Source organism: Granulicatella sp. zg-ZJ, from assembly GCF_010892355.1.
Classification (GTDB): Bacteria; Bacillota; Bacilli; order Lactobacillales; family Aerococcaceae; genus WM01.
Window position 1 is genome coordinate 1 of record NZ_WNJY01000015.1, and the last position, 22,595, is coordinate 22,595.

At 32.8% G+C, this 22,595-nt stretch carries 19 protein-coding genes; 16 read left to right on the forward strand and 3 right to left on the reverse strand.

Annotated elements, in window-relative coordinates:
- Positions 1 to 340: 340 nt before the first annotated feature.
- The 3 genes from GMA11_RS05375 to GMA11_RS05385 form a co-directional block, all read right to left on the reverse strand.
- On the reverse strand, positions 341 to 2,509 hold the full coding sequence (locus GMA11_RS05375) for a transglycosylase domain-containing protein (protein WP_163546197.1): 2,169 nt from the start codon (positions 2,507 to 2,509) through the stop codon (positions 341 to 343).
- A 28-nt stretch (positions 2,510 to 2,537) separates the two neighbouring features.
- The gene (recU, locus tag GMA11_RS05380) at positions 2,538 to 3,140 is read right to left on the reverse strand and encodes a Holliday junction resolvase RecU (RefSeq protein ID WP_163546198.1); all 603 of its coding nucleotides are present in this window, start codon (positions 3,138 to 3,140) and stop codon (positions 2,538 to 2,540) included.
- Positions 3,141 to 3,348: 208 nt separating this feature from the next.
- Positions 3,349 to 4,314, reverse strand: a complete 966-nt coding sequence (locus GMA11_RS05385) for a rhodanese-related sulfurtransferase (RefSeq protein ID WP_163546199.1) — start codon at positions 4,312 to 4,314, stop codon at positions 3,349 to 3,351.
- Between the two features lie 236 nt (positions 4,315 to 4,550).
- Here GMA11_RS05385 and GMA11_RS05390 point away from each other — a divergent pair, with 236 nt between their 5' ends.
- The 16 genes from GMA11_RS05390 to GMA11_RS05465 all read left to right on the forward strand — a co-directional run bounded on the left by GMA11_RS05390 (position 4,551) and on the right by GMA11_RS05465 (position 22,452).
- The gene (locus tag GMA11_RS05390; protein WP_163546200.1) at positions 4,551 to 5,156 is read left to right on the forward strand and encodes a superoxide dismutase; all 606 of its coding nucleotides are present in this window, start codon (positions 4,551 to 4,553) and stop codon (positions 5,154 to 5,156) included.
- Between the two features lie 218 nt (positions 5,157 to 5,374).
- Positions 5,375 to 5,737, forward strand: coding sequence for an Asp23/Gls24 family envelope stress response protein (locus tag GMA11_RS05395; RefSeq protein ID WP_163546201.1), 363 nt, complete (start codon positions 5,375 to 5,377; stop codon positions 5,735 to 5,737).
- Positions 5,738 to 5,782: 45 nt separating this feature from the next.
- Positions 5,783 to 7,453 (forward strand): DAK2 domain-containing protein, encoded by a 1,671-nt coding sequence (locus GMA11_RS05400; RefSeq protein ID WP_370516577.1) that lies wholly within the window; start codon positions 5,783 to 5,785, stop codon positions 7,451 to 7,453.
- Between the two features lie 134 nt (positions 7,454 to 7,587).
- Positions 7,588 to 9,609 carry an ATP-dependent DNA helicase RecG gene (gene recG / locus GMA11_RS05405; RefSeq protein ID WP_163546202.1) on the forward strand — a complete coding sequence of 674 codons (2,022 nt, stop codon included), beginning with the start codon at positions 7,588 to 7,590 and terminating at the stop codon, positions 9,607 to 9,609.
- Between the two features lie 19 nt (positions 9,610 to 9,628).
- Complete coding sequence (gene plsX / locus GMA11_RS05410; protein ID WP_163546203.1) at positions 9,629 to 10,642, forward strand: phosphate acyltransferase PlsX; 1,014 nt, start codon at positions 9,629 to 9,631, stop codon at positions 10,640 to 10,642.
- A complete protein-coding gene (gene acpP, locus GMA11_RS05415; RefSeq protein ID WP_163546204.1) occupies positions 10,642 to 10,878 on the forward strand; it encodes an acyl carrier protein in 237 nt (78 codons plus the stop codon). The genes plsX and acpP overlap by 1 nt, the downstream gene beginning before the upstream one ends.
- A gap of 238 nt (positions 10,879 to 11,116) precedes the next feature.
- Positions 11,117 to 12,115: an ABC transporter ATP-binding protein gene (locus GMA11_RS05420; protein WP_163546205.1), complete on the forward strand. Its 999-nt coding sequence runs from the start codon at positions 11,117 to 11,119 to the stop codon at positions 12,113 to 12,115.
- A complete protein-coding gene (locus GMA11_RS05425; protein WP_163546231.1) occupies positions 12,115 to 13,068 on the forward strand; it encodes an ATP-binding cassette domain-containing protein in 954 nt (317 codons plus the stop codon). The genes GMA11_RS05420 and GMA11_RS05425 overlap by 1 nt, the downstream gene beginning before the upstream one ends.
- On the forward strand, positions 13,069 to 14,031 hold the full coding sequence (gene opp4B, locus GMA11_RS05430) for an oligopeptide ABC transporter permease (RefSeq protein ID WP_163546206.1): 963 nt from the start codon (positions 13,069 to 13,071) through the stop codon (positions 14,029 to 14,031). It abuts the gene before it with no gap.
- Positions 14,032 to 14,045: 14 nt separating this feature from the next.
- Positions 14,046 to 14,951, forward strand: a complete 906-nt coding sequence (locus GMA11_RS05435; RefSeq protein ID WP_163546207.1) for an ABC transporter permease — start codon at positions 14,046 to 14,048, stop codon at positions 14,949 to 14,951.
- A gap of 60 nt (positions 14,952 to 15,011) precedes the next feature.
- The gene (locus GMA11_RS05440; RefSeq protein WP_163546208.1) at positions 15,012 to 16,805 is read left to right on the forward strand and encodes an oligopeptide ABC transporter substrate-binding protein; all 1,794 of its coding nucleotides are present in this window, start codon (positions 15,012 to 15,014) and stop codon (positions 16,803 to 16,805) included.
- A gap of 474 nt (positions 16,806 to 17,279) precedes the next feature.
- Positions 17,280 to 17,990 carry a cytochrome c biogenesis protein CcdA gene (locus tag GMA11_RS05445; protein WP_163546209.1) on the forward strand — a complete coding sequence of 237 codons (711 nt, stop codon included), beginning with the start codon at positions 17,280 to 17,282 and terminating at the stop codon, positions 17,988 to 17,990.
- 32 nt (positions 17,991 to 18,022) lie between these two features.
- On the forward strand, positions 18,023 to 18,706 hold the full coding sequence (locus GMA11_RS05450) for a redoxin family protein (protein WP_163546210.1): 684 nt from the start codon (positions 18,023 to 18,025) through the stop codon (positions 18,704 to 18,706).
- Between the two features lie 11 nt (positions 18,707 to 18,717).
- On the forward strand, positions 18,718 to 19,833 hold the full coding sequence (msrB, locus tag GMA11_RS05455) for a peptide-methionine (R)-S-oxide reductase MsrB (RefSeq protein WP_163546211.1): 1,116 nt from the start codon (positions 18,718 to 18,720) through the stop codon (positions 19,831 to 19,833).
- Between the two features lie 172 nt (positions 19,834 to 20,005).
- Positions 20,006 to 20,752, forward strand: coding sequence for a response regulator (locus GMA11_RS05460; RefSeq protein WP_163546212.1), 747 nt, complete (start codon positions 20,006 to 20,008; stop codon positions 20,750 to 20,752).
- Positions 20,752 to 22,452: a sensor histidine kinase gene (locus GMA11_RS05465; RefSeq protein ID WP_163546213.1), complete on the forward strand. Its 1,701-nt coding sequence runs from the start codon at positions 20,752 to 20,754 to the stop codon at positions 22,450 to 22,452. Before GMA11_RS05460 ends, GMA11_RS05465 begins: the two co-directional genes overlap by 1 nt.
- Positions 22,453 to 22,595: the final 143 nt, after the last annotated feature.

Sequence of the window (22,595 nt, forward strand, 5' to 3'; positions counted from 1 at the left end):
GACAATGTGGACAGGTGTGGCAAGGCTTTGTCCAAGTACCTTTAATAAAGTGGTGTGGAATACCATTTATTGTTTTTTCTTCTAACCAATGTTCATCAGCTATGAAAGATTTATCTGTTAATGTCAACAATTTTTTTGTATAATAATCCATGAGAAATACCTCCTTGTTTAATTGTGGTGATTTAATCATACAGGTATTTCTCTTTTTTTGTCCACTTTTATATACAAAATCGTGCTGGTGGATTATTACCACCAACACGATTTATTATAGAGCCCTTTATTTAAATAGTAAAGAGCTTTATATCAACTATTAAAAGTAGTTGATATAAAGCTCTTTGTTTTAATTATCTTCCTCTTTTTTAGTCGTTGTTTCACGTGTTGTAGCTTCACGTGATGAGAATGAAAAACTTTTTGTTGTAAAACTAATTGTTGTTTTTTCTTTATCGTCGTCAGAATCTTCATCTCTACGTCGTGTGGTTACATCTCTTTCAATTTCTGTATAAACAGGACGTTTCCCTTTTAAATATAGCTCTGATCCGTAACGTTCAACGCTATCTGGTTTTTCCCAAGGTGTATTATCACCATTTTGTGCTAAATAGGACATAATGTATTTATAAATTAACTGTGCATAGGTTGATTCAGTTTGATCTAAATAATGATTGAGTTCATTTGGAGTATCGTATCCTACCCAAGTTGATACAACGTATCGTTTTGTGTAGCCAATATACCACGCATCTGGTGCTGCAAATGGAACGGTTTTACCACCTGTCACAGTAGCTAATTGATCTTCTGTATAATTCGTTGTTCCTGATTTTCCTGCGTGATATAAATAAGGAATGTCTGCACTTGTGGCATAAGTTGTTGGTACACCTCTTAAAATATCTGTAATCATGTAAGCTGTGGAGTCTTTCATGGCACGTGTCCCTTCGCCAACATAACTTGCTTCTTCTCCAGAACGTGTAATAATTTTATTGATTGTAAATGGTTTGTAGTAAGTACCACCATTTGCAAAGGCACTATAAGCGGCCGCCATTTGTAAAGGGCTTGCCTCAAAACCAATAGCATTTGATTCTACTAATCCAGGCACACCGTTATTTGTAACATCTATTTTTAATTTAGATAAGAACGCATAAGCGTTATCTAAACCGACATCTCGTAATGTGCGTAGAGCAGGAGTGTTTCGTGAAGCAGCAAGTGCTGTTCGGATAGACGTTGATCCAAAATAACGGAAATCCCAGTTATATAAAGGTGTCCCGTCTGAATAATTGATTGGTGAATCTGAAACAGACTGACCAGTTGAGTAGTCTTTATATTCAAATGCAGGGCCGTAATCGACTAAAGGTTTTGATGTTGATCCAACACTTCTAGAAGCAACTGTTGCACGATTTAAACCTAATTGGACATTGATATTTCGACCTCCCACCATAGCCACAATAGCCCCATTATTTGGGTCAACAACTGTCACGGCAGCTTGGACATCATTATTTGCCCAGTCAATGTAATTTGTTGTATTTAAAATATCTAACAATTTATTTTGGACATTCATATCTAGGTTTGTATAAATAGATAGACCATCTGTATATGGATTTAAAGAGGTTTTCTCTGAAATTTCAGCAGCAACAGCTTGTACATAAGAATCAATAGATAATTCTGCCGCTGATTTATCATTTTTATGATCGACCAAATTATAAGTAATAGGTAAAGCAGATGCGATATTAAATTCTTCTTGCGTGATTTTTTGGTTTGATAGCATTGTACCTAAAACAGTATTTCTTCTTTGTAGAGCAGCTTCTGGATTGACATATGGATCATAGTGATTTGGTGCTTGAACCATACCTGCTAATAAAGCAGCTTCGGCAATATCTAATTTATTGACATCTTTTCCGAAATAATATTGTGCTGCCGTACCGAATCCATAAATATTATTTGCTAAATACACCTTATTTAAATATAAAGCTAAAATATCTTCTTTAGTGTATTGCTTTTCTGCTTGAATGGCTAACCATGCTTCTTGAATTTTTCGCTTAATGGTTTGATCTTCTTTTGACGTCGAAAAAGCGGATAGTTTGATAAGTTGTTGCGTAATTGTGCTACCACCTTGAGAAAGTTTTCCTTTTGCTAAGTTTGTAATAAAGGCACCGCCAATACGAACAAAATCAACACCATTGTGATCGTAAAAACGTTTATCCTCAATAGATAGAACAGCATCTGCGACATTTTCAGGAATATCGCTTGGATCAATCAAAATACGATCGTTTCCTCCAAGTTTTGTAATAATCTCACCGTTTTTATCATAAATCGTAGACGGAATTGTCCCAATTAAAGCCTCTTGTGTAATACTCGGTGCTGTTGATATGAAGTAAGCTGTCACACTCACAACAATTAGAAAAAGAATGGATAGTACCGCTAAAAAACTTAATAAAATTTTTTTGCCAAGTCCTTTTTTTGTATTGGGTTTCTTTTTCTTTTTGTTAACAGGCTTACTAGAACGTGTTTGTGTTTTTACCATAAATAAAATAGCCTCCTATATAACACTATTAAAATTTATTGTTTGTATCAATCAAATGCTTCACAATATCTAAATAAGGAATAATAGGATACATGCCTATATGAATTTCATAGCCATACTTTTCAATATATGACAAGGGGATTGATTGACGCTTGCCATCTTTATGTTTTTCTCTCCAAAATTGAATAAAGTGTTGAGCCTTTAATAAAAAGACGCGATTATGGAAAGAAAATTTAAAAAGAACAAACGTTATTCCTTGTTGTTCAAGACATTGCTCCATGTGTTGTACTTGATGCTCATGAAAATTTATCAGAGGAAAAGATGTTTTATTTTTCGTTTCTTTTGCTTCAAAATCAATATAAAAACCTTGGTACACACCATTATAATCTGTTGTTGAAGCATGACGGAAGTAGGCTTCTGTTATTTTAGCAGCACTACGTTTGGGGTAGTCTACTTTTACAACTTGAACAGGTGTTGGCTTTTTATGAATCACTGCAATTTTCTTTTGTAAATAGTAAAGATTCGACTGATTGATTTGTTCCTCAAAAATCATGCCCCGTTTGCCGTGTATGATATTATTTTGAGATGTTTTAGTAGATAAAACAGTACCCGCAGGGTATTGTATTGGCATGATAAGACTCCTTTTTCACTTCATAAACGATTTCATTATACCAAAAACGGATTAAATAAACAATTTTAGAGCATGTTTGATCATCAGAACTACTCTATTAAGAAGCGGAATTACTCAAAAAGACTTGAAACCAACTCATTAAAAATGTTGATTTCAAGTCTTTTTTATTTAAGAAGTAAAATCCTTTGCTTTTAGGTTAACTTCTTATTTATGCATTTGTTGCTAATGTTTCACCAATTTTTTGTAGACGTTGTTCTAATTCATCACGTGTTAGCTCATGACGTTTGACGTAAAGATTTTCCGGATGAATACGGCATTCGTGTGAACAGCTCTTTAAATATTTTTCTTCATTTTCAACTGAACATAGAATTTGACGATTACAACGAGGGTTAGCACAGTTGACATAACGTTCGCAAGGTGTGTTGTCAAACCAGTCACGACCAACGACAATATGTTCATTTTGATTGATATCTACAGCGATACGGTCATCAAATACATACATTTTTCCGTCCCATAAATCACCACGTACTTCTGGATCTTTTCCATAAGTTGCGATACCGCCGTGTAATTGCCCAACATCTTTAAATCCTTCACGTACTAACCAGCCAGAGAATTTTTCACACCGGATACCACCTGTGCAATATACAACTAAACGTTTTTCCATAAATTTTTCTTTGTTGTCTAATACCCATTGAGGTAATTCTCTAAAATTACGTATATCAGGACGAACAGAACCTCTAAAATGACCTAAATCATATTCATAGTCATTACGTGTATCTAAAACGATTGTATCCTCATCTAGCAGAGCTTCTCTAAATTCTTGTGGGGATAAATATTGTCCTGTTAATTCTAAAGGATTAACATCCTCTTCTAAACCTAAATTAACGAGTTCTGGACGATATCTCACAAAAATTTTACGGAATGCCATATTATTTTCTTCATCAATTTTGAATACCATATTGGCAAATCTTGGATCTTTGTGCATGTGATCCATGTATTGTTGTGTTTGTTCAATGGTTCCTGAACAAGTACCATTGATACCTTCGTTGGCAATTAAAATACGACCTTTAATACCAATTTCTTTACAAAATGCAAGATGTTCTTTTGCAAATTGTTCTGCATTTTCGATTGGTACATATTGATAATACAATAGTACACGAATTTCTTTTGACATAATGATTCCTCCAAAATAGTCCAAATATTTTGAAACTGTATTTGTGCATTTCGCACGACGTAAATATAGATGAAAAGAATAGAAAAAAACAAGTGATTTGCTTGTGAAATAATAAACTTTAAATGTTTAAAAATAGCGTCGTACAAAAGCAAAAGCCTTTTCATGTTTGTGAAAGTATGGTATGCTAAAAACATATAAAAAACGCGTGTGTTTGTACACACCTTAGGAGGAGTATTATGACTTTTGAATTACCAAAATTACCTTATGCTTATGAGGCACTTGAGCCACATTTCGATGCAGCGACAATGCATTTGCATCATGAAAAACATCATCAAGCGTATGTAACAAATTTAAATGCTGCATTAGAAAAAGCACCTGAATTTTTTGGAAAATCAGTTGAAGAAATTATTGCACATTTAGATAAATTACCAGAAAGCATTCAAACTGCAGTCAGAAATAATGGTGGTGGACACGCTAATCATTCATTCTTTTGGACATCTTTAACACCAACTAAGACTGAACCAGTTGGCGAATTAAAAGCAGAAATTGAAGCGAAATTTGGTAGTGTAGAGGCAATGAAAGAAGCGTTTAATACTGCCGCTAAAACACGTTTTGGTTCTGGTTGGGCATGGTTGGCATTAAATAATGGAGAATTAGAAGTGTTATCAACAGCGAATCAAGATTCACCAATCATGGAAGGTAAAACACCAATTTTAGCTTTAGATGTTTGGGAACATGCATACTATTTAAACTATCAAAACAGACGTCCAGACTATGTTGATGCATACTGGCACTTAGTAGACTGGAATAAAGCAAACGACCGCTTTACTGCAGCAAAGTAGTTTATCTCATTCGTAAATTAGGTTTGAAATAAAGATAAAATATATTTACAATGAGAAAAATCATCATTTAAATACATAAAAAAGGCTCTTTCGTTCATAGAATGCTTTCTATGAACGGAAGAGCCTCATATTTTTCTATAAAAAAGATAGATATAGATAATAAAGTATGTTATTATCAAGATGATATGCTATAAATCGTATGATAAAGGAGGATTTATATGTCAGTAAAAATTGAAACAAAAAATGGTCATATTGATTTAACACAGGAGGTTATTGCAACAGTTGTTGGAACAGCTGTTACAGACAACTATGGTGTTGTTGGTATGGCAAGTAAGCATCAAATTCGAGATAATATCAATGTTATTTTGAAAAAAGAAAATTATTCTCGTGGTGTGGTCATTCGTCAAATAGACAATCAAGTCATGGTAGATGTTTATATTTTTGTTAACTATGGAACAAAAATTTCTGAAATTTGCCGTAATGTACAATCTAAAGTTAGCTATGATTTAAAACATTTATTGGGTATTGATGTACATTCAGTAAATGTTTATGTACAAGGTGTACGTATCGTACAGGACTAGTATTTTTGAGAAAGTCAATGACATGACTATTAGGAGGATTTTGAATTGGAAATGAAAGAACTAAAAGGACAAGCATTTAAAGATATGGTGCAAGTAGGTTGTGAACGTCTACATGAAAATGCTGAATTAGTAAACTCTTTGAATGTGTTTCCTGTCCCAGACGGAGATACTGGAACAAATATGAACATGTCCTTTACATCAGGAGCACAACGTGTCGCTCAATCTCAAGAAGAAGTAGTAGGTGCTTTAGCTGTTGATTTAGCAAAAGGTTTATTGATGGGAGCACGAGGAAATTCAGGTGTTATTTTATCGCAATTATTTAGGGGGTTTTCAAAATCGGTTGAAACATACAACTCTTTAACTGCTGAACAATTTGCACAAGGATTTACACACGGTGTTGAAACAGCTTATAAAGCTGTAATGAAACCAGTTGAAGGTACTATTTTAACTGTTGCTAGAGAATCTGCAAAAGCAGGAGAGGAAAAAGCAAAAACAACAGATAATATTATTGATGTTATGCGTGCCATTGTTGAAGGTGCTAGAGTATCATTAGATAACACACCAGAATTATTGCCAGTTTTAAAAGAAGTTGGTGTTGTCGATAGTGGTGGACAAGGATTACTATTTGTTTATGAAGGATTTTTAGAATCTTTAACAGGTGAAAAATTACCAACATCATTTGGAAAAGGTATTTCAGCGAACTTAGCATCTGTTGCGCATCATGAAAACTTTTCTAATGTTGCACATGCAGTGGATACAAAAGATATTCAATTTGGTTACTGTACAGAAATTATGGTACGTATTGGAGAAGGAGAAACTGTTACAGATACATTTGATTATGATACATTCCGTAATTATTTAAATGACTTAGGAGATTCTTTATTAGTTGTAGCAGATGATGAAATCATTAAAGTTCATGTACATACAGAACGACCAGGAGAAGTCATGAATTATGGTCAAAAATTTGGTTCACTTATTAAAATTAAAGTAGATAATATGCGTTTGCAACATGAAGATGTATTAACAAATAAAGCAACAAAACAAAAACCAGTTGAAAAAGCAGAATATGGTATTATTGCAATTGCTGCTGGAAATGGTGTACAAACGTTATTAAAAGATATGGGTGCTACAGTCATTATCAATGGTGGACAAACAATGAATCCAAGTACAGAGGATATTTTAAAAGCTATTGAAGAAGCACATGCAGAAAAAGTGATTATTCTACCAAATAATAAAAATATCCAAATGGCAGCAGATCAAGCTGCTCAAGTGAGCGATACACCTGCTGTTGTTGTTCCGACCAAAACAATTCCACAAGGTATGACAGCTCTACTTGCATTTAATCCACTAAACCAATTAGAAGAAAATAAAGAGAACATGACAAATGCTTTATCTTCTGTTGTCAGTGGTCAAGTTACAATAGCGGTACGTGATACACAAATTGACGGCATAGACATTAAAGAAAATGATTTTATGGGATTGATTAACGGTAAAATCGTCTTTTCTCAAAAAGATAAACAAGAAGTAACGCTTGATACATTACGTCAAATGATTTCTGATGATACTGAAATTGTCACAATCTTAATTGGAGAAGACGCAACACAAGAAGAAGCTGAAGAAATTGTTTCTGTTTTAGAACAAGAATTTGAAGATATTGAATTTGATATTCAATTAGGAGATCAACCAGTATATCATTTCTTGTTGGCAAGTGAATAACCAATAAAAATTGGGACTATAAGTAAAGAGGTGAATGGATGTTTAAAGACGTCAATTTGCCTCTTTTTTCATTTGTATTGGGTGATTTTTTTTTCTTGTTTTGATATGATATATAAAAAGTAAAGGAGAATGGTATGAAAAGTATTTATGATCGTGTCGATACATTAAAGTCAGTTGGTCCCAAAAGAGTGCAAGATTTAAATCAATTAGGTATTGAAACCGTAGAAGACTTACTTTTACATTTTCCATTTCGCTATGAAGATATTCAAATTCGTGATTTAACAGAAGTGTTAGATCAAGATAAAATTAGTTTAAAAGGAACAATTTTAACAGATCCAGTGGTTAGTTTCTATGCAGGGAGAAAGAATAGATTATCGTTCCGTTTAGGTATAGGTGCACAAGTGATAAACGTTGTTTTTTTTAATCAACATTATTTAAAAGATAAATGTCAAATTGGATTAGAAATTGCTATATATGGGAAGTGGGAAGAAAAAAGACAAACATTATTAGGCATGAAATTGCTCGGCACAGCTAATCAAGATACTGAATTTTCAGCTGTTTATCACACAACAAAATCAATGAAGCAAGCAACCTTAGTGAAATTGATTAAACAGTCTTTTGATGATTATAAAGATGTTATTGAAGAAGTCTTACCCGATGAGATTTTGGATAAATATGCTTTTATGGATTATATGCACGCTATTGAAAACATGCACTTTCCTGAAAATCAGCAATCGGCAAATGAAGCACGAAGAAGAATGATTTATCAAGAATTGTTTTTCTACCAACTAAAATTAAACTTGTTAAAATACGAAAGGCACAAAACAAAAACAGGTTCTTTAAAATACGACACAAATAAGTTGAAAGCTTATATTGATACCATTCCGTTTTCTTTAACCAATGCACAAAAAAAAGTAAGCAATGATATTTGTAGAGATTTACTTGCTCCATTTGATATGAATCGTTTGCTACAAGGAGATGTTGGAAGTGGTAAAACAGTTGTGGCAAGTATTGCCATAGCAGCGTGTGTATTTAGCGGGAAACAGGTTGCTTTTATGGTGCCAACAGAAATATTAGCACAACAGCATTACAAAACCATTCAAACATTATTTCAAGGTACCTCGATAAAAGTAGGATTATTGACAAGTAGTACGACAGTAAAAGAAAGAAAACAAATGTTATTAGATGTATTGAATGGTCAATTAGATTGCTTGATTGGGACACATGCACTTATTCAAGAAGACATTCAGTTTTATGAGTTAGGTTTAATTATTATTGATGAACAGCATCGCTTTGGTGTGATGCAAAGACAAAAGCTAAAAGAAAAAGCTGTTTTTCAAAATGTACTGTATATGACGGCTACCCCAATTCCACGAACACTTTCAATGACATTATTTGGTGAAATGGATGTATCCGTTATTGATGAATTACCTGCTGGACGGCAAAAAATTATTACAAGATGGGTAAAAGAGCAGGAAATGGAAAAAGTACTTGAATTTATGAAACGAGAAATAGATAAAGGATACCAAGCATATATGATTACACCTCTAATTGAAGAGTCCGAAGCATTAGAAGATGTACAAAATGCACAAAAAATGTATGAATATATTTCAGAGTATTTTTATGAGTATTCGGTCGGTTTATTGCACGGTAAAATGAAAGCTGATGAAAAAGACGATGTCATGAAACGATTTAAACAAAATAATATTCACATTTTAGTTTCTACGACCGTTATTGAAGTGGGTGTGGATGTGCCTAATGCAACAATTATGGTTATTCAAGATGCAGAAAGATTTGGATTAGCACAATTACACCAATTACGTGGACGTGTTGGACGAGGGGATAAACAATCTTATTGTATTTTAGTTGCTAATCCTAAAACAGAACAAGGAAAACAACGTATGGCAATCATGGTTGAAAGTCAAGATGGCTTTTATCTGAGTCAAAAAGACTTAGAAATGAGAGGAACAGGAGATATTTTTGGATTAAAACAATCTGGTATTCCAGATTTTTCTTGTGCAGATATTATTCGAGATGTTCACATATTAAATCAAGCTAGACAAGATGCAATGGACATTGTGCATTCACAAAATCCTTATAAAAAAAAAGCGTATGAGTTGTTAAGAAAAAAGACTTTTGATAAGATAAAGTTGTAGTGATTAAAGGAGGTGCTTCATGAAAAAAATTGCAGTAGATGCAATGGGAGGCGATTTTGCACCGCAATCAGTCGTTGAAGGTGTGATGCGTGCAGCAAAAGAATTTCAAGATATTACCTTTGTTTTATATGGTGATGAAACAAAGATAAAAGAATATTTAACAGATGATACAAGAATTGACATTGTACATACAGATGAAAAAATAAATAGTGATGATGAACCAGTAAAATCTATTAGACAAAAGAAAAATGCTTCTATGGTATTGGCGGCACAAGCTGTTAAAGATAAGCAAGCAGATGCCATGTTTTCGGCAGGGAATACAGGCGCATTGTTAGCTGCGGGGTTATTTATCGTTGGAAGAATTAAAGGCATTGAACGTCCGGGCTTAATGCCAACTTTACCTGTTATAACAGATCCAAGTCGTGCGTTTGTATTTATGGATGTTGGTGCTAATGCGGATTGTAAACCACATCATCTCGTTCAATTTGCTATTTTAGGTTCGTACTATGCACGTTTTGTACAAAAAATAGATAAACCAAGAGTAGCATTGTTAAACAATGGAGCGGAGGCTTCAAAAGGAAATGAGTTAACGAAGCAGGCGTATCAACAATTATTGCAATTAGAGGATATTCATTTTATTGGGAATATTGAAGCAAGAGATTTGTTATTAGGAGAAACCGATGTTGTTGTAACAGACGGTTTTACGGGAAATGCTGTCTTGAAATCCGTTGAAGGAACAGCTTTGTCCATGGTTCAGTTAATTAAATCAACGATTAAACAAGGTGACCTTAAAACAAAACTAGGTGGATTACTCGTTAAAAATGCTTTAAGTGGCGTAAAAGATGTGTTAGACTATTCTAAACACGGTGGTGCTGTTTTATTTGGTTTAAAAGCACCTGTTGTGAAAACACATGGTTCAGCAGACAGCACAGCTGTTTATTACACATTAAAGCAAATTCGAACAATTTTAGACTCCCATGTGATTGAAGATTTAGCAAATCATTTCGATAATGAGAAAGAGAGTGATAATTAATGGAAGAAAAAATTTATGAGAAAGTTTTAGACATTGTGTCTGAACAGTTTAATACAGATAAAAGCGATTTATCAAAAGAAACACGATTTAAAGAAGATTTACAAGCAGATTCTATTTCGGTCGTTGAATTGATTATGGCTTTTGAACAAGAATTTGGGGGAACAATTTCTGATGAAGAATCAGAACATATTCAAACAATAGGAGATATTGTTTCGTATATTGCTTCTAAATCATAAAAGCTAGGCACTTTGCTTAGCTTTTTTTATAAAAAATATAAAATAGGATAGAATATTCAGACAATTTGTAGTATAATAATATGGCTATATTATTGACTAAATTGTTTTTTATTAAAAAAAAATGAAAATATAAGTTGCTTTTGATGAGCATAATCTATATAATGTTGTTATACATGTTATGTATTCGTCGTGATGATAGGATAGTATAGAGAAGTTAAATGAAGAAGGAGGAATTATTTTGACGTATGAAAAAACGTTATTAGATGTACGTGATTTACATACAGGATTTCGTTACAACGATCAATTTTATGATGCAGTAGATGGTGTATCATTTACATTATCAAATAATGAAATTTTAGCTATTGTAGGTGAGTCAGGTTGTGGTAAAAGTACATTAGCAACAACAATTGTTGGATTGCATGATGCAAAAAACACACGTATATCTGGTGAAATTTTATATAGACAAGATAACTTAGCAGAATTTACAGATAAACAATTTGAAAAAATCCGTGGTAACGACATTGGTGTTATTTTCCAAGATCCATTGTCAGCATTAAATCCATTGATGACGATTTTTAAACAAATTGAAGAAACACTGATTTATCATACGACAATGAACAAAGAAGAACGTCGTCAACGTGTGTTGGAATTATTAACTCAAGTAGGTATTCCTAATCCAGAGCGTGTGGCAAAGCAATATCCACATGAATTATCCGGTGGGATGCGCCAACGTGTCGTTATTGCGATAGCTTTGGCTTGTAAACCACCAATTATTATTGCTGATGAACCAACAACAGCGTTAGACGTAACAATCCAAGCGCAAATTCTTGACTTATTAAATGATTTACAAGAAGAAACCGAAGCAGGAATTATTTTAATTACCCATGACTTAGGGGTAGTGGCTGAAACAGCCGATAAAGTAGCTGTTATGTATGCAGGACAATTTGTTGAAGTAGCTCCAGTAAATGAATTATTTAATAATCCGTTACATCCGTATACACGTTCATTATTACAGTCAATGCCTCAAGATGATAGTGAAGAAGACTTACATGTGATTCAAGGTAGCGTACCGTCTTTAATTAACTTAGATCGTACAGGGTGCCGTTTTGCACCACGTATTCCGTGGATTTCCGAAGACGCACACGAAAAAGATCCAGTTTTACACGAAGTATCGCCTGGTCATTTTGTGAGATGTTCTTGTTACAAACATTTTCATTTTGATGGGGAAGGAGAATAATCGTGGGTATTATCCAAGTTGAAAATTTAAAAGTACATTATCCAATTCGTAGTGGATTTTGGAATCGTGTCACAGATCATGTGTATGCCGTGGATGGTGTTAACTTAGATGTTGAAGAAGGTAAAACGTATGGTTTAGTTGGTGAATCTGGATCAGGTAAATCAACTATTGGTAAAGCTATTATTGGTTTAGAAAAAATTACTTCTGGTAAAATTTATTACAATGGAGAAGACATTACAAAACAAGTAAAAAAACGTACATCTGAATACAACCGTAACGTTCAAATGATTTTCCAAGACTCTTTATCAAGTTTTAATCCTAAAAAACGTATTCAAGATATTTTATCAGAACCATTACGTAATTTTGAAAAATTATCACCAGATGAAGAAAGACGTCGTATTTTAGAATTATTAGACATTATCGGATTTACGGAAGATATTTTAACGAAATATCCACATGAATTTTCAGGTGGTCAACGTCAACGTATTGGGGTGGCACGTGCTATTGCATCCAAACCTAAATTAGTGATTGCTGATGAACCGGTATCTGCATTGGACTTATCTGTACAAGCGCAAGTATTAAACTACATGAAACGTATTCAAGATGAATATGGTATTGCTTATTTATTTATTTCTCATGATTTAGGTGTTGTCAAACACATGTCAGATGATTTAGCTATCATGTATCGTGGACGATTTGTAGAGTATGGTAACAAAAAAGATATTTATGAAAATCCAAAACATATTTATACACAACGTTTATTATCCGCAATTCCATCTGTTAATCCTGATTCAGCTGAAGAAAATAAAATGAAACGTTTGAAAGTTGAAAGTGAGTATGCAAAAAATCAAGCAGAATACTTCGATAAAAATGGGCGTGTGTATGATTTAGAAAATATTAGCAATACACATAAAGTCGCACTATCTTCAGTTCAAAAAGGAGGTACGATGTAAATGTGGAAAGTGATTTTACGAAGAATATTGGTCATGATTCCTCAAATTTTAATTTTAAGCCTATTAATTTTCATATTGGCTAAAATGATGCCTGGGGATGCGTTATCTGGGAAAGCGAGTGCTTCATTAACGATAAAAGACATTGAAGCAATTCGACAAGCAAATGGTTGGAATGATCCATGGTATGTACAATATGGTCGTTGGATTAGTAAAGCATTTCATGGAGATTTAGGAAACAGTTATCAAAACCAACGTCCTGTTGTTGATATTATTGGTGAACGTTTGAGTAATACGGTGTGGTTATCTATCTTAACAGTTGTGATTATGTATTTAGTAGCTATTCCTTTAGGTATGATAGCTGGTCGTTACCAAAATTCATGGGCTGATAAAATTATTGTTTTCTTAAACTTTTTAAACTTTTCAATTCCAGGGTTTGTTGCCGGATTATTGGCTATTTGGCTATTCGGATATTCATTAGGTTGGTTCCCAACTCGTGGTACTGAAACATCTGGTGTTGTTTTAACTGGTCTAGCGTACTTCTGGGATAGATTCCATCACATTTTATTACCATCCTTAATTATGGGTATTTTATCAACAGTTGGTACCATTCAATATTTAAGATCAGGTATTATTGATGCGAAATCTTTAGACTATGTACGTACAGCACGTGCAAAAGGTGTTCCTTTGAATAAAGTATATTCAAGACATATTTTTAGAAACTCTATTTTACCGATTGTGACATTTATTGGATATGATATTACAGGTATTTTATCTGGTTCAATTTTTATTGAGAACATTTTCTCATTCCCTGGGATGGGTAAATTATTTATCGATTCAATCAATGGACGTGACTACTCACTAATGACAGCTCTGATTTTAATGTATGGGTTAGCCGGTTTATTTGGTTCCTTACTATCGGATGTGGCACTTGCATTAGTTGATCCACGCATTCGCATTCAGTAGAAAGGAGACTAAAAGTGGCTAAAAAAGATAAATTAAAACAAGAAAAAGATAACAAAAAAGCCGTTGTTGGTTTTGGTGTTATTGTTCGTGAATTTAAACGTGATAAAGTTGCGATGACAGCATTTATTATCTTTGCGACATTGATTTTAGGTATTTTTATTACATCTATGTTTTTAGATAGTAAAAAAGCAATGGAAGTATTTATTACAAATCGTTTTGCCAAACCAGGTACAAAAGGTTACATTATGGGTGCCGATGAAGGTGGTCGTGAGATTTTATTCCAGTTGATTATTGGTGCAAGAAACTCATTGACAATTGCTTTTAGCGTAACGGTTTTAACAACTCTTGCCGGGTTGTTTATTGGAACGATTTCAGGATACTATGGTGGATGGGTTGATGCTGTTGTGATGCGTATTGTTGATTTCATCAGTATTTTACCAAGATTATTGCTAATCATTGCATTTTTACAAGTTGTACCAAACTATTCAATGCTTGCGTTCATTTTTATCATGAGTATTTTCTCATGGGTAGGGAATGCAAGATTATATCGTGGGAAAGCTTTAGCAGAATCTTCAATGGAGTATATAAAAGCTGCTAAAACATTAGGTGAAAGTGATTTGCGTATTATGACACGTGAATTATTACCGAATATGAGTTCTATTATTATTGTAAATACAACATTATCCTTAGCAGGAAATATTGGTTTAGAAACAGGTTTAAGTTATTTAGGATTTGGTTTACCAAGTTCTACGCCAAGTTTAGGGACATTGATTGGATATGCAACCAACTCAGATATTATTAAAAACAAAGTGTGGGTGTGGCTACCCGCATCATTACTTGTTTTGGTGTTAATGCTTTGTGTTAACTATATTGGTGAAGCGTTGAAACGTTCATCAGATGCAAAACAACGTTTAGGTTAGTTTATTAAACTACTTTATAAAAAGTAGATAGTAAAAATATTTATTAAGGGAGTAATTACAATGGCAAAAAAAGCAAAATGGTTTTTAGGTTTAGCATCAGTTGCTGTATTAGCAGCTTGTGGCAATAACACAGATACTGCAAAAGAAGAAACAAAGTCAGCAGACAGTAATGTTGCAGAAACATTAGCAAAATTTCCGTCTAAAATAGAACATGAAGGTACACCAATTAAAGGTGGTGTATTAAAATATGCATTGATCAGTGATAGTCCTATTCCAGGTGTATTCAGTGGTCTTTACCAAAAAGAAGCATCTGATTCAGAAGTAACAGCATTTACAGAAGAAGGCTTATTTATAGCTAACAGTGACTACAAAATTGTCGAAGGTGGTTTAGGAACTTTAGCAATTGACAAAGATGCAAAAACGATCACAATCAAAGTTAAAGAAAACGTAAAATGGTCAGATGGCGAACCATTTACAATTGATGATTATATCTATGCATTTGAAGTGATTGGACATAAAGATTACAAAGGTGAAAGATATAACGATACATTTAAAAATATCGTTGGTATGGATGAGTATCATGAAGGAAAATCTGAAACAATTTCAGGTATCAAGAAAAATGATGATCATTCTGTAACATTCCAATTAAAAGAAGTATCTCCATCATTGAATCATGTTGGCGGATTTTGGTCTACACCATTCCCTAAACATCAGTTGAAAGATATTGCAATTAAAGATCAATCAGCATCTGATGCAGTTCGTAAAAATCCAGCTGGTTTAGGTGCATTTAAATTCAAAAAAATCGTAACAGGTGAATCTGTTGAATTAGAAGCAAACCCATACTACTGGAAAGGTCAACCAAACTTAGATGGTGTTATCATTGAAGTTGTTAACTCAACAAACTCTCCAGATGAATTTAAAGCAGGTAAATATGACATTATGTCAGTATCAACATTAACAGCTATTTACGATTCATTTAAAGAATTAAACAATGCAACTTTAGCTGGTAAATGGCGTCATGCTTACCAATACATCGGATTTAAATTCGGTAAATGGGATGCAGAAAAAGAAACAAGTGTTATTACAAACGAAAAAATCAACGATAAAGCATTACGTCAAGCAATGGGGTATGCATTAAACTTAGAAGAAATTGGTCAAACATTCTACAACGGTTTACGTGTTCGTGCAAACTCAATGTTAGCACCAACATTTGGCTCATTACATGACAGCACATTACCTGGTTTCCCACATGATCCAGAAAAAGCTAAAAAAATCTTAGATGAAGCAGGCTATAAAGATAAAGACGGTGATGGATTACGTGAAAATCCAAAAGGTGAAAAATTAACGATTAATTTAGCGATGTCTGCTGGTGGCGATAATGAACCGATTTCTCAAGCATACATCAAATACTGGAAAGAAGTTGGTTTAGACGTTCAATTAGTAGGCGGACGCTTAATCGAAGGTAACTCATTCTTTGATCGTTTAGAAAACGATGATCCAGAAGTAGACTTATTCGTTGCTGGTTGGTCATTATCTGGTGACCCAAATCAATCACATACATGGGGTAATACTCAATTAAATATGACACGTTATGTATCTGAGAAAAATGATGAATTATTAGCTAAAATGGGTTCAGCAGAAGCATTTGATTCTAAAAAACAAAAAGAAATTTTTGATGCATGGCAAAAATATGCTAATGAAGAAGCATTTGGTTTACCATTGTTCAATATCTTATCATTAACAGCTGTTAATACACGTGTGAAAAACTTAGATGTTAAAGATTATGAAGGTAACTGGGGTTACAACTTACATAAAATCCAGTTAACAGCAGATGCTCCAGCAGCTTCAAAATAATTAAATAAAATACTAGTTGTCTGTCAAATAGGGCTGATAGCTATGAAAGATAGTGATTTAATACAAGTTAAGTCACTGTCTTTTTGTTTTATGTTAGGGACAAAAAATTAAGAGTTCTAGGCTCTAAAATCGTGTTGGTGGATTGCTCCACCAACACGATTTTGTATATAAAAAAGAAATATTTGTATGATTAAAAAGCCATTTAAATAAAGAGGTATTTCTCATAAATTGTTCTATAAGAAAATTAGACTCTTTGTTAAGTTGTAGTTTTTAATAAATGAAGCGGTGAACGGACATTTTACAATGTTCGCTCACCGCTTTTTGATAGTAGTTTGAGTTTTGCACTATTTTCTAGTTTTGTGCGTCATTCAATAAAATTCATATTAAATTCAAGTTTTTTAATATCTTATTCTATGTTTTTATGAGAGATAGTTTAGTATAGTATACATGTAAACAAGGAAAGGAGTTGAGCGTATGGTTCAACAATTAGATGCCGTTTTTCTTTGGACGACATTTTTAGCCGGTATTTTATCGTTTTTTTCACCGTGTATTTTACCGTTATTACCTGTATATACGGGGATTTTAATGGAGGAAACAGGTGATAAAGCTATTAAAATAGGGCGATTTAAAATTTATACAAAACCTGTTTATACCACATTGGCTTTTGTGTTTGGTATTTCAACGGTTTTCATTACATTAGGTTTTGGAGCAAGTTTTTTAGGAAAACTTATTGCAAGCCCGTATACACCAATTATTATGGGGATTATTGTTATTATTCTTGGGTTACACCATGCTGAATATATTCATATTCCATTTTTAGAAAGACAAAAATCGACAACGATGTCTAGTAATAAAAATCATTTACTAAATGCTTATTTATTAGGATTTACATTTAGTTTTGGGTGGACACCTTGTATTGGTCCAGTTTTGAGTGCGATTTTTGCATTATCCTCATCTGGAGGAAGCAATAGTCTTTTAGGAGTTATGTTAATGGCTGTCTATGCATTAGGTTTAGCATTACCATTTATGTGTATTTCATTAGCATCTACACTATTTTTAAAACATATTGCCAAAGTTAAAAAATATATGTTACGCATTAAAAAAGTTGGTGGTTGGTTGATTATTTTAATGGGCGTATTATTGATATTTGGACAAGCTAACTTTTTATCAACACTTTTTCATTAAACAATAAATAATAAATAAGGAGAGAAAATAAAATGAAAAAATATATGAAACAATTAGGAACAGTAGCAACAGCATGTGTATTATTAGCAGGTTGCGGACAAGCCGCAATGAAAGATGATAAAATGATGGAAAGCTCATCCATGATGAAAGACGGTAAAATGGACGATAAAAAAATGGACGACAAAAAAATGGATGATAAAAATATGAGTGACAACAAAATGAAAGATGATAAAATGATGGAAAGTTCGTCTATGTCTGATAAATCAAATATGAAAGATGATATGATGAAAAATAAAGGTGAGATGGCACCAAGTTTTAAATTGATGGATGTTAATGGTAAAGTACATACACTGGAAGAATATAAAGGTAAAAAAGTATTTATCAAAGCATGGGCTTCATGGTGTTCAATTTGTTTGTCTACACTACAAGAAACTCAAGAATTAGCTAAAAATGAAAAAGACTTTGTTGTCTTGACGATTGTTGCACCAAATTATCGTAATGAAAAATCAAAAGAAGATTTCTTGAAATGGTTTAATGGCACATCTTATACAGATTTACCAGTACTATTCGATGAAAATGGTGAGTATTTCCAAAAATTAGGTGTCGTAGGCTATCCATCAGAATTGTTCATCGGATCAGATGGTACACTTGTTAAACAACAAACAGGTTATATGTCAGCAATGGATATTAAAGAATTTATGAAAACAGTGAACTAATGAGGTGAACTATGAAGAAAGGCGTCATTATAGGAGCGGTAATTGTTGCTGTGTTAGGTGTACTGTTCTTACAACGCTATGTAAGTGCAAAAAATGCAAGTACACAATCTATTGAAAATAGAGTTAAAGAACAAGTAACTTCAGAAAGTAAATCAATGCAAAAAGGAGGAGAAACTGTGGATAAAAATATGTTAAAAGATCTTTACTTAGCAGGAGGCTGTTTTTGGGGATTAGAAGAATATTTTTCTAGAATCAATGGTGTGATTGATGTGACATCTGGATACGCTAATGGAAAAAGTGATGTTACAAATTATCATTTGATTTCTCAAACAGATCATGCAGAAACGGTACATATTCAATATGATGCCTCTAAAGTAAGTTTAAGAGAATTACTCTTGTATTATTTCCGTGTGATTGATCCAACAAGTGTTGATAAACAAGGTAATGATAGAGGTAGACAATATCGTACAGGTATTTACTATCAAAATGACGATGATAAAAAAGTGATTGATGAAGCTATTGCTGAAAAAGAAAAAGAACTTGGACAAAAAACTGCGATTGAAATCGAACCATTGAGACACTATATTTTAGCAGAAGAGTACCATCAAGATTACTTGAAAAAAAATCCGGGTGGATATTGTCATATAGATGTATCAGAAGCTAACGTGCCTCTTGTTGATGTGACAAAATATCCAAAACCATCTCAAGAAGAATTAAAACAAACATTAACAAAAGACCAATATCAAGTCACTCAAGAAAATAAAACAGAACAAGCATTTTCAAATCAATATTGGGACTTTTTTGAAGAAGGTATTTATGTTGATGTTGCAACTGGAGAACCGCTATTCTTCTCAAAAGATAAGTTTCAATCAGGTTGTGGATGGCCTAGTTTTACAAAACCAATTAACACAGAAGTGGTAACATATCATAAAGATACAAGTTATAATATGACACGTATTGAAGTGAGAAGTCGTGCAGGTAATTCGCATTTAGGACATGTATTTGATGACGGTCCAAAAGATAAAGGTGGTTTACGTTTTTGTATCAACAGTTTATCTATTAAATTTATTTCAAAAATGGAAATGGCAGAAAAAGGATATGACTATCTATTACCGTATATGGAATAAAAAAAGTAGACTACACCCATTGACTATTGTGGTGTAGTCTATTTTTGATTTTATAGTAAATAATATTGGTGATAAAATTTTTTAATAGTACAGAATCATAGTAGTCATCTAATATTGATTGATAAAAGGATCATTCAATTTGTGATATAATAAGAACAAAGAAGGTGAACAGATGTACACGATTTTAATTGTAGAAGATGAATCATTTATTCGAAAAGGATTAACGCAACTCGTAGATTATCAGTCATTAGGTATTACAACGATTCTTGAAGCGAGTTCAGGAGAAAAAGCATTAAATATTTTAGAAGAAAACCATGTAGATATTTTATTAACAGATATCAATATGCCCAATATGGATGGCATTACATTGGCAACAAAAACAAAAGAATATTATCCAGAAATACATATTGTTTTTTTAACAGGATACGACTATTTTGATTATGCTTTGGCTGCTTTGAAATTAGGGGCTGATGATTATATTTTAAAACCAGTATCTAAAAAAGATGTTGAAACTATTTTAAAAAAGGTTATTTTAAATATTCAAAAAGAGCAAAAAGATAAAATTCTTTTAGAAGTTGTGGATACACAAATAAATGATTCTAAACAAAATCAAATGCAACAAATCATTAATGAGCATTTTACAGAACCTGACTTTTCATTAGTGAAATTAGCAAATTGGTTGGGGTTTGCATCGACGTATACAAGCACACTCATCAAAAAACAATTCGGTATGTCTTTTCAAGATTATGTAACAGAAAAACGTATTGCGTATGCCAAAATTTTATTGTTATCAAGTGAATTAAAAATTTATGAAGTGGCTCAAAAAGTCGGGTATGATGATGTGAATTATTTTTCTATTCGATTTAAACAAATTGTTGGTATGTCACCTAAGAAATTTCAAAAAGGAGATAGTGAGTGATGAAACGAAAATCTTTAGCTTACAAAGTTTCTTTGTATGTCTTTACGATAATGGTTATATTTCTTGTTGGAATAGGTGGTTTTTATTATGCCATGGCATCTCAAATTATTGTGGATATGACAGAAAAAAATACGAAACAAGTATTGGATAGAGTCAATCACGATTTATCTTCTTATTTAGAGAGATTACGGCAAAGTACGTATGCTTTATCAAACAATGAATCCATTCGGTCTTATATGTTGCATGAAACAACAGAAAATAAAAACACATCACTAGAAATTATTCATACTTTTTTAAAAACAGATAGTCAATTTTTATCCATTGTACTCATTACAAAAGACGGACGCGTTTTATCAAATTTAGATAGTATGGATATGTCTTTATCTAAAAATATGATGGAAGAAGAATGGTATACAGAAGCCATTAAACAAAAAGGCGTTGCGGTGTTAACGTCTATGAAAAGAAAACAAGATAATAAAGAGATACAAGTGATTTCCATGACACAAGATATTCACGATGAAAAAGGAGAAAACATAGGTGTCTTACGAATGGATGTTTCATCAGATAGTATTGATGATTATTTGCAACAATTAAATTTACAAGATAATGGTGAATTATTTATTGTAGACCAAACCAATCGTATTTTGTATCAATCCGCTAATCAAACAGAAGAAGTCCGTCATAATTTATCTGAAATCATGCGTATTAAAGAAACAGAAATGGGGTATATGAATGGGCAGTATACTTATGTGCAATCAAATAAACTAGGTAAATCCACATGGGAATTGGTTGCTGTTGTACCACTTTCTGAATTAAAAGATGTTCAATTACATTTGCTTGTTGCCTTTAGTTTGTCGGGGATTTTTATTTTTGTTGTAACGGGGGGTGTTCTGCTTATTCTGATTAGAAAGTGGACAAGACCATTAAAAGAATTACAACAAACAATGCATCAAATTGAACATGGGGATTATTCAGCAAGAGCGGTCATTCAAGGAAGTGAAGAAGTACAAGATTTATCCTTATATTTTAACCGTATGCTTGATGAAATCAATCGTTTACTAGAAGGAATTAAAGAAAAAGAAAGAGATATTCGTTATTTTGAATTACAGGCACTAACAAGTCAAATTAACCCACATTTTCTTTATAATACATTGGATACGATTATTTGGATGGCAGAATTTAATGATAGTCAAAAAGTGGTGAGTATGACAAAAGCGCTGGCACAATTTTTTAGATTATCTTTAAATGCAGGAAATGAATTGATGACTTTAGAAAATGAGTTTGACCACATTCGTCAATATTTATTTATTCAAAAACAACGTTATGAAGAACAATTAGAATATGAGATTACACTTTTAGAAAAATGTAAAGACATCAAAGTACCACGTCTTATTTTACAACCAATCGTTGAAAATGCGATTTATCATGGTATTAAAGGTTTAGATAGAAAAGGGATGATTCGCGTTTTTATGACAGAAACAGATACACATTATGGTATTACTATTGAGGATAATGGGCGTGGTATAAAACAAACCACAAAGGATATGACATCTCACAAACGATTAGGTGGTGTGGGATTGCAAAACGTTGATGAACGTTTAAGATTATATTATGGTCAGCCTTATAAAATGGATATAGTATCACAAGAAAATACATATACAGCAATCACATTATGGTTGCCAAAAAACCAAAACCTATAGAAATTGTGGGAGCAATTTCTATAGGTTTTTGGAATTAGGATGAGAGATAATTAGAAAAAGGAGATTGATTTTAAAGTCTTATAAACATTCTGCTATAAGATTGTGGTTTTAAGGTAATGCTACATACAGAAAAGTGAATAAAA